A 14,414-nucleotide genomic window follows, 5' to 3' on the forward strand; every position below is an offset into this window, starting at 1 on the left:
TCGAAATGCCCCAGCACCTCATCCAACGCCTCCGCGAACACCGGGAACCGGGCATACAGCTCCCGGCCCATCCCGGCCCGCTGCGCACCCTGACCCGAGAACAGCACCGCCAGCTTCCCGGCCGTGTGCTCGGCGGATCCGCGCGCCACCTCGACGGTTTCGCCGTCCTCGGACAGCAGGACCGCGCGGTGCTCCAAGTGCGTCCGAGTGGTGGCCAGCGAGAAACCCAGGTCGAGAGGCGACTGGTCGGTCAGTGCGGAGATCTGCTCAAGCTGAGCGGCCAGTGCCTCCTCGGTCCTTCCGGAGATCAGCCACGGCACGGTCGACGGCGAGGCCAGTGGCTCTTCCTCGTCGGCTGTCTCCTCCACGGCCGGTGCCTGTTCGATGATGACGTGGGCGTTGGTGCCGCTGATGGCGAAGGACGACACGCCAGCGCGCCACGGCCGGTCGGCCTTGGGCCATTCCTCGGGCTCCGTCAGCAGCTCCACCGCACCGGACGACCAGTCCACGTGCGACGTCGGGACATCGGCGTACAGCGTCTTCGGCAGGACTCCGTGCCGCATCGCCAGGATCATCTTGATGAGTCCCGCCGCGCCGGCCGCCGCCTGCGTGTGGCCGAGGTTGGACTTCACCGAGCCGAGCAGCAGCGGCCGTTCCGGGTCACGGTCCTGCCCGTAGGTGGCCAGCAGCGCCTGGGCCTCGATCGGGTCACCCAACGGAGTGCCCGTGCCGTGCGCCTCGACGGCATCCACGTCCGAGGCCGACAGTCCGGCGCTCGCCAGTGCCTGCCGGATCACCCGTTGTTGCGCAGGGCCGCTGGGGGCCGTCAGGCCGTTGGAGGCGCCGTCCTGGTTGACGGCCGAGCCGCGTAGGACCGCGAGAACGGGATGTCCGTTGCGGCGGGCGTCGGACAGCCGCTCCACGACGAAGACGCCCACGCCTTCCGACCACCCGGTGCCGTCGGCTCCGTCGGCGAACGCCTTGCACCGGCCGTCCGGTGCCAGCCCGCCCTGCCTGGTGAAGCCGACGAAGCTCATCGGCGTCGAGATCACCGTCACCCCTCCGGCCAGTGCCAGCGAGCACTCTCCGGAATGCAGTGCCTGGGACGCCAGGTGCAGGGAGACGAGCGAGGAGGAACATGCGGTGTCGAGGGTGACGGCCGGGCCCTCCAGACCGAAGCTGTACGCGACCCGGCCGGACAGGATGCTGGCGATGAGGCCGGTGCTGCCGTGCCCCTCGATGTCCTCACGGGAGTTCATCACGGTGTTGGTGTAGTCGATACCGCTCGTGCCCACGAAGACGCCGGTGTCGGTGCCACGCAGGGACCCGGGGTCGATCCCGGCGCGCTCGAACGCTTCCCAGGACGTCTCCAGCAGGAGGCGCTGCTGGGGGTCCATCGTCACGGCCTCGCGGGGCGAGATGCCGAAGAAGTCCGCGTCGAACGAGGCGGCGTCGATGAAGCCGCCTTCGGCGGTCGCGCTGCTGCCGCTTCCGTCACCGGCGAGAACATCCAGGTTCCAGCCGCGGTCCGTGGGAAACGCCGAGATACCGTCCCGGCCGTCCTTCAACAACTGCCAGAACTCCTCCGGCGACCGCACACCACCCGGCAGCCGGCAGGACATCCCCACGATGGCAATGGGTTCCTGCTGTGCGGACTCCACCTCCCGAAGCCGTTGGCGGGTCTGGTGCAAGTCGTTCGTGACCCACTTCAGGTAGTCAACGAGCTTCTTGTCGTTCGGCATGCCGTGGAACCTTCCGTGTGAATAAGGGGGCCGGGTTCAGCGATCGCTGTGACGGCCGAGCTCGTTGTCGATGAAGGCGAAGATCTCGTCGGTGCTGGCGGCTTCGATCCGGTCGGCGACCCCTGCGCCGTCCTCCTCCGCCGGGGTGCCCCGCCAGGTGTCCAGGAGCTGCGCCAGACGGGTGGCGACGGCGGCCCTGGTGCGGGCGTCGGGATCGCTGGCGGTGAGTGCGGAGTCGAGCCGTTCGAGTTCGGCCAGGAGGGCCGGTCCGGTGGCGGCCTCGTCCACCAGCTCCGAGACGAAGTGGTCGGCGAGAGCGGTGGGGTTGGGGTAGTCGAAGACCAGGGTCGCGCTCAGCCGCAGGCCGGTGATGGTGGAGAGCCGGTTGCGCAGTTCGACGGAGGTCAGCGAGTCGAAGCCCAGCTCCTGGAACTCCCGCCGCGCGTCGACATTCTTCGCCGAGGCGTGTCCGAGTACGGCAGCGGCCTCGGTCCGTACGACGTCGGCCATCAGCCGCGTCCGCTCCTCCGGACGCGCGGCCCGCAGCCGGTCGATGAGCGACGCGGCCGCTGCCGTGCCGCCCGCGGAACTCACCGCCGTACGCCGGGCGCCCTTGACCAGCCCGCGCAGCACCGACGGCACGGGGCTCTGCGCACGGGCCGGGCCGGACGCCCGCCCGAGCGCGACGAGGTGGGGCGCGTCGCTGGAGGTGGCGGCGTCGAACAGCGCCAGTCCCCGCTCCGGGCTGAGCGGTACGGCACCGTAGACGGCCATGCGCTGCATGTCCGCGTCGGAGAGGGCGGCAGTCATGCCCCCGCCCTGCGCCCAGGCACCCCACGACAGCGACTGCGCTGGCAGCCCCTCACCCGCCCGGTACGAAGCCAGCGCATCCAGGAACACATTGCCCGCGGCGTAGCTGCCCTGCCCCGGCGCCCCCAGCACGCCCGAGACGGACGAGTAGAGCACGAATGCGGCCAGGTTCAGGTCCTTGGTGGCCTCGTGCAGATGCCAGGCGGCATCCGCCTTCGGACGCAGCACCCCCGACAACCGCTGCGGCGTCAACGAGGTCACCACACCGTCATCGAGCACACCCGCCGTATGGATCACCGCGGTCAGCGGATGCGCGGCAGACACCGCACCCACGGCCGCCTCCACCGCCACCCGGTCCGCCACATCACAGGCGCGGACCGCGACCTCGGCACCGTAGGCCGCCAACTCCTCCCGCAGCTCCCCCGCACCCGGCGCATCCGGACCGCTACGGCTGACCAGCAGCAGATGCCGCACACCGTGCCCGGCCACCAGATGCCGGGCCAGCTCACGCCCCAGCCCCCCGGTGCCACCAGTGATCAACACCGTGCCGTCCGCATCCCAATCCCGCGGCACCTCCCCCACCTCTTCGCCCAGTTCGGCCAGCCGGCCCACCCGCAGCACACCATCACGCACCACGAACTGGGCCTCCCCGGCAGCCAGCGGACCCGGCAGCTCTCCGAGCACCGGGCCGAGGGCCCCGTCCTCCAGATCCACCAGCGCCAGCCGCCCCGGATTCTCCGACTGCGCCGAACGCACCAGACCCCACACCGCAGCCGCCGCCACATCCACCACCGGCTCACCCACACCAGCCGCCACAGCACCCCGCGTAACAAACACCAGACGGCAGGACCCCGCCTCCTCCCGGGCCAACCACTCCTGAAGCACACCCAGGACCCGTCCAGTCAACTCGTGGGTACGGGCAGGCACATCACCGGCCCCACGCCCGGATACGGGGACCACCACAAGGTCCTCGTCACCGGTCAGCTCCGACAGGGACCCGACCGACGCCCCGACCCCCAGCTCATCCACGCCCAAAGACACACACCGCACCTCAGCCGGCTGCACCTCCGGACCCGCCACCCACTCCAACGACAACAGCTCACCGTGCTCCGCGCCGCTTCGTGCCGTCGATTCGCCGGTGCCGGGGTCGCGGTAGGCCCGCATCACCATCGCCTCGGCGGACAGGACCGGCGCGCCTTCGACGTCGACAGCCGTGATGGACATCGAGTCATCGCCGGTCTTCACGACCCGGACCCGCAGGACCGAGGCGCCGCCCGCGTGCAGCGAGACGCCCCGCCAGGCAAAGGGCAGGAACCGGTCGTTCTCGCTGCCGACCCCGGCCATGCGGTGCGTCTGGAGCACCGCGTCCAGCAGCGCCGGGTGCAGTCCGAAGGATGCGGCCTCCTCGGCGGCCTGGTCCGGCAGGACCACCTCGGCGAAGGCCCCGTCCTGGCAGCGCCACACCGAGCGCAGCCCCTGGAAGGCCGGGCCGTACCCGGTCCCCTCGTAAAAGCCCTCCAGGTCAACGGCCTCCGCGTCCCGCGGCGGCCAGACCGCGGAACCGAAGTCCCCGATCCGCTCCCCCGTGGCCAACGTGCCGCCCGCGTGCTGGGACCACGGCAGGCCGGGGTCACCGTCCGGGCGCGAATACACCGAGACCGAGCGGGCGCCCGCCTCGTCGGCTGCCCCTACCAGTACCTGGATCTGAGTGGCGCGCTCCTCCTGGAGCACCAGAGGTTGCATCAGGACGAGGTCCCCGATGCGGTCACAGCCGACCTGGTCGGCAGCGCACATCGCCAGCTCCAGGAAGCCGGTTCCCGGGAAGAGCACACTGCCGTCCATGGCGTGGTCGGTCAGCCACGGATGCGTCCGGAGCGACAGCCTGCCGGTCAGCACCACCACCCCGCCATCGTCCGCGAGGGTCAGTGTCGCGCCCAGCAGGGGGTGCTCCGCGGGCAGCAGACCGGCGCCGGTCACATCCCCCGACTGCGCGGCCGGCCGGGGCCAGTACCACTGATGTTGGAAGGGGTAGGTGGGCAGGTCCACACGGCGGGCACCAGTGTTGGCGAACCAGGCGGACCAGTCCACCCCGGCCCCGTTGACATGCAGGTGGGCGAGCGCGGTCAGCAGCGCGGTCTCTTCGGGGCGGTCCTTGCGCAAGGCCGGAACGGCCACAGCCGTCTCGTCCAGGATGTGCTGGGCCATCGCCGTCAGCACCCCGTCCGGGCCCAACTCCAGGAACACAGAGGCCCCTTCGGCAGCCAGAGCACGCACGCCGTCGGCGAAGCGCACCGTCTCCCGCACATGCCGCACCCAGTAGTCGGCCGTGCAGACGATGCTCTCGGTGACGAGTCCGCCCGTCACATTGGAGACAAGCGGGATGCGCGGAGCCTCATACGACAGCCCCTCGGCCACCCGCCGGAACTCCGCCAGCATCGGCTCCATCAACGGCGAATGGAACGCGTGGCTCACCGCCAGGCGCCGCGTCTTGCGGCCCTGGCCGGCGAATTCTGCCGCGATGCGCAGGGCTTCGCTCTCCGCCCCGGCGATCACCACCGACTCGGGCCCGTTGACCGCCGCGATCGACACCCCGTCGACCAGCCGTCCGGCCACCTCACCCTCCGCCGCCTCCACGGCCACCATCGCACCACCCGCAGGCAGCGCCTGCATCAACCGCGCACGGGCCGCCACCAGCACACACGCATCCGCCAGCGACAACACCCCCGCCACATGCGCCGCCACAACCTCACCGATCGAATGCCCGGCCACACAGTCCGGACGAACCCCCAACGACTCCGCCAACCGGAACAACGCCACCTCCACCGCGAACAGCGCAGGCTGCGTGAACCCGGTCTCATCCAGACCCCCCACCTCACCGAACATGACATCCCGCAGCCCGGCATCGAAATGCCCCAGCACCTCATCCAACGCCTCCGCGAACACCGGGAACCGGGCATACAGCTCCCGGCCCATCCCGGCCCGCTGCGCACCCTGACCCGAGAACAGCACCGCGACCGGGCGGCCGGTCTCCGCGCGGCCCCGGGCCGCCTCGGACAGCTCTCCGTCGGGGCACTGTGCCAGCAGCACCGCACGGTGCACGAAGACCGAACGGCCCGAGACGAGTGAGAAGCCCACGTCCACGGGTGCCGAGGTCCCCCTCAGCGACGAGAGCCGTTCGATCTGCGCCGCCAGTGCCTCCTCCGATTTGGCCGAGACCAGCCACGGCACCACGGCGGGCACCAGCTGTGGTTCCGGCGCCGGCTCTTCGGCCGGGTCCGCCTGTTCCACGATCACGTGGGCGTTGGTTCCGCTGATGCCGAACGATGACACACCCGCGCGCCACGGCCGGTCGGCCTTCGGCCACTGCCGGGGCCCCGTCAGGAGGTCCACCGCGCCGGACGACCAGTCCACGTGCGACGACGGCGCGTCCACATGCAACGTCTGCGGCAGTACACCGTTGCGCATCGCCAGGACCACCTTGATGATCCCCGCCACCCCGGCCGCCGCCTGCGTATGGCCGAGGTTGGACTTCACCGAACCGAGCAGCAAGGGCCGCTCCGGGGCCCGCCCCTGGCCGTAGGTGGCCAGCAGCGCCTGCGCCTCGATCGGGTCTCCCAGGGGCGTACCGGTGCCGTGCGCCTCCACGACGTCCACGTCCGAGGCCGACAGCCCGGCGCTCGCCAGTGCCTGCCGGATCACCCGCTGCTGCGAAGGGCCGCTGGGCGCGGTGAAGCCGTTGGAGGCGCCGTCCTGGTTGACGGCGGAGCCCCGTACGACGGCCAGGACGGGGTGTCCGTTGCGGCGGGCGTCGCTCAGGCGCTCGACGACGAGGATGCCGACGCCTTCCGACCAGCCGGTGCCGTCGGCGGCGTCGGCGAACGCCTTGCACCGGCCGTCCGCCGCGAGGCCGCCCTGCCGGCTGAACTCCATCAGGGAGCCTGGGGACGACATGACGTTCACGCCGCCGACCAGGGCCAGCGAGCACTCGCCGGCCCTGAGGGCGTGGGTCGCCGTGTGCAGGGCCACGAGCGAGGACGAGCATGCCGTGTCGACCGTCACTGCCGGGCCTTCCAGGCCCAGCGTGTAGGACAGCCGCCCGGAGGTGGCGCTGGCGGCGATTCCGGTGCCGATGTCACCGGTGGCGTCGGCCAGGGACCCGACCAGCAGGTAGGCGTAGTCCTGGCCGTTGGTGCCGACGAACACGCCGGTGCGGCTGCCGCGCAGGGACACCGGGTCGATCCCGGCGCGCTCGATCGCCTCCCAGGAGGTCTCCAGCAGGAGCCGCTGCTGCGGGTCCATGGTGACGGACTCGCGCGGTGAGATTCCGAAGAAGTCCGCGTCGAAGTCGCCTACGCCGTCGAGGAAGCCTCCTTCCTGGCTGACGGCGTTGCCGCGCCGGTCGACGCCGGCGTCGCGCAGGGCGTCGAGGTCCCAGCCGCGGTCCGTGGGGAACGCGCCGATGGCGTCCTTCCCGGAGGCCAGGAGGTCCCAGAGGTCCTCGGGCGAGTTCACGCCGCCGGGGTAGCGGCAGCTCATCGCCACGATCGCGATGGGTTCGGTGGCCGCGGCGGCGAGTTTGCGGTTCTGGCGGCGCAGGTGCTCGGCTTCCTTCAGCGAGGCACGGAGGGCCGCGACGACGGTTTCACTGGATGTGGTCATGGTCCGCTCTTTCAGTGCTCTTGGGAGGAGTTGCCGTCGAGTGCCGCCTGGACCAGGCCGGCGACGTCCATCGCGTCGATCGACTCTTCGTAGGCGTCCGCTGCCGTCGCGGCGACGGTCTCGGTGTGGGACGCCGCGGTCTGTTCGGCGGCGAGCTTCAGCAGGGGGCCGAGCACGCCGATCTCGCGCAGCTGGGCCACGGAGACGGAGGCGAGCAGGGCCCTGATGCCGGAGGATTCCAGGTCGCCGTCACCGGCCCCCTCCCCCGGTCCTTCGCCGGGGAGGAGCAGGCTCAGCAGGTGGGCGGCCAGGTCGGCGGGGTTGGGGTGGTCGAAGACGAGGGTGGCGGTCAGGGTCAGTCCGGTCGCGGCGCCGAGCTGGTTGCGTAGTTCGACGGCGCTCAGAGAGTCGAAGCCGAGGTCGCGGAACGCCCGGTCGGCGCCCACGGCGTCGGCCGTGGGGTGTCCCAGTACGGCCGCGGCCCGGGTGCGGACCAGGGCCAGTACGGCTTCGGAGCGCTTGGCGGGCGGCAGGCCCGTCAGCTTCTCGCGCAGCGCGTCGCCGGTGGCGTCCGCGTCGGTGGTGTCCGTACCGGTGTCCGCCGCCTGGTGTCCGGTGCCGGCCGGCTCGCCGAGGAGCGGGCTGGGCCGTACGGCGGTGAAGGAGCGGACGAACCGGTCGCGTTCGATGTCGGCGACGACCTCGGTGGGCCGTCCGTCCATGACGGCCCGGCGCAGCGCCACGACCGCGAGGTCCGGGTCCAGCGGGCGGATGCCGATGCGCCGGGCCACGTCGGCCGCCCGGTCGTCGTCGGCCATCCCGCCGCCGCCCCACACGCCCCAGGCGATCGAGGTCGCGGCCAGGCCCTGGGACCGGCGCTGTTCGGCGAGGGCGTCCAGGAAGGTGTTGGCGGCGGCGTAGTTGGCCTGGCCGGCGTTGCCGACCGCTCCGGAGGACGAGGAGAACAGGGCGAACACGGCCAGGTCCAGGTCCTTGGTGAGGTCGTGCAGGGCCAGGGCCGAGGCGGCCTTGGCGCGGAAGACGTCCTCGAAGCGGTCCGGGGTGAGGCTTTCCAGTACGCCGTCGTCGATGATGCCTGCGGTGTGGACGACGGCGGTCAGGGGCGCCTTTTCGGGGATGTCCGCCAGGACCTTCGCGAGGGCGTCGCGGTCGGCGGCGTCGCATGCGGTGAGGGTGACGTCCGCGCCGAGCGCGGTGAGGTCGGCGCGCAGTGCGTCCGCGCCGGGGGCGTCCGGGCCCCGGCGGCTCAGGAGCAGCAGGTGCCGTGCGCCCGCCCGGGCCAGTTCGCGTGCCACGTGGGCGCCCAGTGCTCCGGTACCGCCGGTGATCAGGACGGTTCCGGTGGGGTTCCACTCCTGGACGTCCCGGCCGGCCGGAACGGGTTCCAGCCGGCGGCCGAGTACGGCGGAGGGCCGGATCGCGATCTGGTCCTCGCCGCCGGGTGCGGCGATGACTTCGGCGAGGCGGGCCGCGGACCGTTCGTCCAGAGTGCCGGGCAGGTCGATCAGACCTCCCCAGCGCCGCGGGTGCTCCAGGGCAGCCACCCGTCCCAGGCCCCACACGGCGGCCTGGGCGGGTGCGGTCGTGGAGTCGCCGGGTACGGCGGTGACCGCTGCGCGGGTGACGCACCACAGGGGTGCGGCGAGGTCCGCGTCGCCGAGCGCCTGGATCAAGGTGGTGGTGAGGGCCAGCGCCTCGGGGGCGTGGGCCGGGTGGGCGGGTTCCGTGGCGAGGGCGAGCAGGGAGACCACGGCACGGAACTCGCGCCCCTCGGCGGCCTGTCGGCGCAGCAGTCCGGCCAGGGTGGTGCGGTCGGTGCCGGGTGCGGTGAGGCGTACGGTGTCCGGGCCCAGGGCGGCGACGACGTCGGCGACCCACGGGTCCTGCTCGTGTCCTGCCGGGATCACCGCGAGGTGGGTGCCCGCCGGGGTGTGGGAGGGCGTGCGGGTCAGCGGCTGGAAGGTGATCCGCTGCCGCCAGCCGTCGACCGTGCCGGCCTCCTCGCGCCTGCGGCGCCAGTCCGCGAGCGCGGGGAGCACCTTGGACAGCGCGTCGCGCTCGACGTGGAGCGTGGATTCGAGTGCGGCGAAGTCCGCTTCCCGTACGGCCGACCAGAAGCCGTCGTCCGCGGCCGTCGCCGGGCCGGTGTCGGTGGCGGGCCGGCCGGCCGGCCAGAACCGCTGGTACTGGAAGGGGTAGGTGGGCAGGTCGGTGCGGCGGGGCGCGGCCGGTGCCCCGGTGAGTACGGCGGGCCAGCGCGGGTTCGCTCCGTCGACGTGCAGCCGGGCGAGTGCGGTGACCAGGCTTTCCTGCTCCCCGCGGTCCCGGCGCAGCGCCGGGACGGTGACCGCCTGCGTGGGCAGGGTGTCCAGGGTTTCCTGGGCCATGGCGCACAGCGCGCCATCGGGGCCGAGTTCCAGGAAGACGGTCACGCCGCGTTCGGCGAGGGTGCGGACGCCGTCGCCGAAGCGGACGGCTTCACGGACGTGGCGCACCCAGTAGTCCGGGGAGCACACCTGCTGCCCGGTCGCCGTCCCGCCGGTCACGTTGGACACGAGCGGGATCGCCGGGGTGTCGTAGCCGATGCTGCGGGCGACGCGTCGGAAGTCCTCCAGGATGGCGTCCATGTGCAGTGAGTGAAATGCATGGCTCACCCGCAAACGCCTAGTCTTGCGCCCGTCGGCGGTGAACTTCTCCGCGATGTCGAGGACCGCGGTCTCGTCGCCGGAGAGGACCACCGACCGCGGCCCGTTGACCGCCGCGACGGACACGCCGTCGGTCAGGTGTACCCGGACCTCCTCCTCGGTGGCCTGTACGGCGACCATCGCGCCGCCCGTGGGCAGGGCGTTCATCAGCCGGGCCCGTGCGGCCACCAGGCGGCACGCGTCGTCCAGGGAGAAGACCCCGGCCACGTGGGCGGCCGCTATCTCGCCGACGGAGTGCCCGGCGGCGAAGTCCGGACGGATGCCCCAGGACTCGACCAGGCGGAACAGCGCCACCTCGACGGCGAACAGCGCGGGCTGGGTGAAGCCCGTCTCGTTCAGCCGCTCCGCGTCCTCGAACATGACGTCCCGCAGGGGGCGGTCCAGTTCCGCGTCCATACGTGCCGCCACCGCGTCCAGGGCCTCGGCGAACACCGGGAACCGGTCGTACAGCTCCCGGCCCATGCCCACGCGCTGCGCACCCTGGCCGGTGAACAGCACCGCGAGTTTGCCGCGGCGCTCCGGCACCCGGCCCCGCAGGACCTGGGGAGCGCCGATTCCGTCGGCGAGCGCGGCCAGGCCCGCGAGCAGTTCCTCGCGGTCCTCGGCGAGGACGGCGGCCCGGTGGGTGAAGGCCGACCGGGTGGTGGCCGCGGACAGCGCGAACTCGGCGACACCGAGGCCGGGCCGGGCAGTCACGTAGGCGTGCAGTTGCCTGGCCTGGGCGCGCAGCGCTTCCGGCACGGCGCCGGACACGGGCACCGGCAGCAGGCCGCCTGCCTCCTGGGGGTGCCGGGGTTCGTCCGGGACGGTTTCCGCGGGCTGCTCGATGATCACGTGGGAGTTGGTGCCGCTGGCGCCGAAGGCCGAGATGCCGGCCCGGCGCGGGCGGCCGGTACGCGGCCAGTCGGCCGCGTCCGCCAGCAGTTCGACGGCTCCGGCGCTCCAGTCGACGTGCGCCGACGGCTCGTCGATGTGCAGGCTCCTGGGCAGCACGCCGTGTCGCATCGCCAGCACCATCTTGATCACGCCGGCGACGCCGGCGGCCGCCTGGGTGTGGCCGATGTTGGACTTCACCGACCCGAGCAGCAGCGGCCGGTCCTCCGGGCGGTCCTGCCCGTAGGTGGCCAGCAGCGCCTGGGCCTCGATGGGGTCACCCAGGGTGGTGCCGGTGCCATGGGCCTCCACGGCGTCCACGTCGGCCGGCGCCAGCCCCGCACTGGTCAGCGCCCGCTGGATGACGCGGCGCTGCGAGGGGCCGTTGGGCGCGGTGATGCCGTTGCTGGCACCGTCCTGGTTGACGGCGGAGCCGCGCAGCACCGCGAGGACCTCGTGCCCGTTGCGTCGGGCGTCCGAGAGCCGTTCCAGTACGAGCACGCCCACGCCCTCGGACCAGCCGGTGCCGGCCGCGGCGGACGCGAAGGGCCGGCAGCGGCCGTCCGGCGCGAGGGCTCCCATCTCCCCGAACTCGACGAAGTTCACCGGGCTGGACATCACCGTCACGCCGCCGGTCACGGCGAGGGAGCACTCGCCGCCGCGCAGGGCCTGGGCGGCCAGGTGGAGTGCCACCAGGGACGACGAGCACGCCGTGTCGACGCTGACGGAGGGGCCTTCCAGACCGAAGTGGTAGGCCACCCGGCCGGAGAGCAGGCTGGCCGACTGCGCGGTCTGCGCGTGGCCCAGCTGGCCCGCCTCGGGCCGGTAGTCGCCCGAGCCGCCGCCGATGAACACGCCGGTGTCGCCGCCGCGCAGCTGGGCGGGGTCGACGCCGGTGCGCTCCAGGGCCTCCCAGGTGGCTTCCAGGAGGATGCGCTGCTGCGGGTCCATCACCATCGCCTCGCGCGGCGAGATCCCGAAGAACCCGGGGTCGAAGTCGGCCACGTCGTAGAGGAACCCGCCTTCGCGCGTGACGGTCCGGCCGTGGCCGTCCCGGTCGCCGTGCAGCAGCCGGTCCAGGTCCCAGCCGCGGTCCGTGGGGAAGCCCCCGACGGCGTCCGTCTCGTCCATGACCAGCTGCCACAGGTCCTCGGGCGAACGGATACCGCCCGGGTAGCGGCAGCTCATGCCGACGATGGCGACCGGGTCCTCGGCGGTGCCGGCGCCCTCGGCCCGCGCCACCGCGGGGAGTTCCCGCCCGTCCTCGCCGAGGAGTGCGGCCCGCAGGTGACCGGCGAGCGCCTCGGCCGTGGGGTAGTCGAAGACGAGGGTGGCGGGCAGCGTCAGGCCCGTCGCGGTGGCGAGCTGGTTGCGCAGGTCGACCGCGGTCAGCGAGTCGAAGCCGAGGTCCTTGAACGCCTGGCCGGAGGGTACGGCGTCGGCGTCCGCGAACCCGAGCACCGCGGCCACCTGGGTGCGGATCAGGGCCAGCAGGATGTCGGTGTGTTCCGCTTCCGGGCGGGCGGCGAGTTCGGCCCGCAGGCCGGTCGTGGTGTCCGCCGTGCCCTGTCCGGTGCTGCCCGGGTCCGTCAGCGCGTCGCGGGCTTCGGGCAGTTCCGCGAAGAGGGTGGTGCGCCGGTTGCGGGTGAAGGCGGGCGCGAATCCGTCCCACCGTACGTCGGCGACCGTCACCGAGGGGGCGCCGGTGCCGAGGGAGCGGGCGAGCGCGGTCAGGGCCCGCTCGGGGGCCATCGCGGGCAGCCCGTTGGCCCGCAGATGGGCGGCCAGGCTGTCGGAGGTGGTGTCGGCCCAGCCGCCCCACGAGACCGTCGTGGCGGGCAGTCCGCGTGCGCGCAACGTGCTCGCCAGGGCGTCGAGCTGGGCGCCGGCCGCCGCCTCGGTGCCCCGGCCGCCGGCACCCCAGGCACCGGCGATCGAGGAGAAGAGGACGAACGCGTCCAGGGGACGGTCGCCGGCCGCCGCTTCGGCCACGGCCGCCAGGCTCTCCACGTCCGCACGCAGCGCGGCCAGAGCGGCGCCGGGATCCTCGGTGGCGGCGGGTCCGTACGCGTCGGCGTCGGACGGGCCGCCCGCGTGGACCACGGCGGTCAGCGGCGCCTGCTCCGGGAGCGCGGCGAGTGCGGCCGGCAGCGCTTCGCCGTCGGCCGGCGCACCGTCGATCACCGTCAACGACGTGCCCGCGGCGGCGAGTTCGGCACGCAGCTGCGTCGTGTCGGGTGCGGCGGGGTCGGCCAGTACCAGGTTCCGGGCGCCCTGTCCGGCGAGCCAGCGGGCGCAGTGTCCGCCGGCGCCGGACACCGGGCCGACGACCAGGACCGTGCCGGCCGGCTGCCACGGTGCCACGGGGGTACTGTCCGCGCGCACCAGCCGCCGCCCGAAGGCACCGGAGGGCCGCAGAGCCACCTGGTCCTCGTCACCGGCGCCGGACAGTACGGCGCGGAACCGTCCGGCCGAACGGCGGTCGAGCACCTGCGGCACGTCGACCAGGCCGCCCCAGCGGTCCGGGTGGTCCAGGGCCGCGACCCTGCCGAGGCCCCACACCGCCGCCTGGGCGACGCGGATTGCGGTCTCCGAGTGGTTCACCGACACCGCGCCGCGGGTGACGCACCACAGCGGGGCGTCGATTCCGGCGTCCGCCAGGGCTCGCAGCAGCTCGTCGGGCCATGCCGGTCCGGAGGGGAGAGTGTCGGTGTACGAGGTGGCGAGAAGAGAGACCACTCCGGTGAACCCGGCGCTGTGCGCGCCGAGTTCGGTGAGCTGCCCGGCGAGTGCGCCGCAGTCGGTCGCGTCGACTTCGACGGTGACGGCCGACTCACCGAGGGCTGCGATCACGGCCGCGTTCCCCTCGTCGTCGACATGGCCTGCCGGGACGAGCGCCAGCCACGGCCCCGGGAGCGTGCCCGCCGGCATGCCGCTGAGCGGCTTCCAGGACACCTCGTAGCGCCAGCCGTCGACGGTCGAGTGCTCGACGCGCTTGCGGCGCCAGGCGGACAGGGCGGGTACGAGGGTGGCCAGCGCGGCATCGTCCAGGTCGAGGCCGGTGGAGAGCGACGACAGGTCCTCGCGCTCCACCGCGTCCCAGAACTCGGCGTCCACGGGGTCCTGCGGGCCGTCCTGCGCACGCCCTGCGGGCGTGGCCTCCGGCCAGAACCACTGGTGCTGGAAGGGATAGGTGGGCAGGCCCACGCGGCGGGCACCAGTGTTGGCGAACCAGGCGGACCAGTCCACCCCGGCCCCGTTGACATGCAGGTGGGCGAGCGCGGTCAGCAGCGCGGTCTCTTCGGGGCGGTCCTTGCGCAAGGCCGGAACGGCCACAGCCGTCTCGTCCAGGATGTGCTGGGCCATCGCCGTCAGCACCCCGTCCGGGCCCAACTCCAGGAACACAGAGGCCCCTTCGGCAGCCAGAGCACGCACGCCGTCGGCGAAGCGCACCGTCTCCCGCACATGCCGCACCCAGTAGTCGGCCGTGCAGACGATGCTCTCGGTGACGAGTCCGCCCGTCACATTGGAGACAAGCGGGATGCGCGGAGCCTCGTACGACAGCCCCTCGGCCACCCGCCGGAACTCCGCCAGCATCGGCTCC

2 protein-coding genes and 1 pseudogene are annotated in these 14,414 nt (G+C 73.0%); all 3 read right to left on the minus strand.

Annotation, left to right across the window (positions count from 1 at the left end; translation table 11 throughout):
• Nucleotides 1-1,742, minus strand: a 1,742-nt coding sequence (locus ACZ4Z1_RS41685; RefSeq protein WP_468491934.1) for a type I polyketide synthase, incomplete at its 3' end; no start/stop codon positions are given.
• 36 nt (nucleotides 1,743-1,778) lie between these two features.
• Nucleotides 1,779-7,178: pseudogene (locus tag ACZ4Z1_RS41690) on the minus strand (type I polyketide synthase); the annotation flags it as partial.
• A gap of 44 nt (nucleotides 7,179-7,222) precedes the next feature.
• The gene (locus ACZ4Z1_RS41695; protein ID WP_468491935.1) at nucleotides 7,223-14,386 is read right to left on the minus strand and encodes a type I polyketide synthase; all 7,164 of its coding nucleotides are present in this window, start codon (nucleotides 14,384-14,386) and stop codon (nucleotides 7,223-7,225) included.
• Nucleotides 14,387-14,414: the final 28 nt, after the last annotated feature.

It is taken from the genome of Streptomyces sp. NPDC030165, assembly GCF_055573595.1.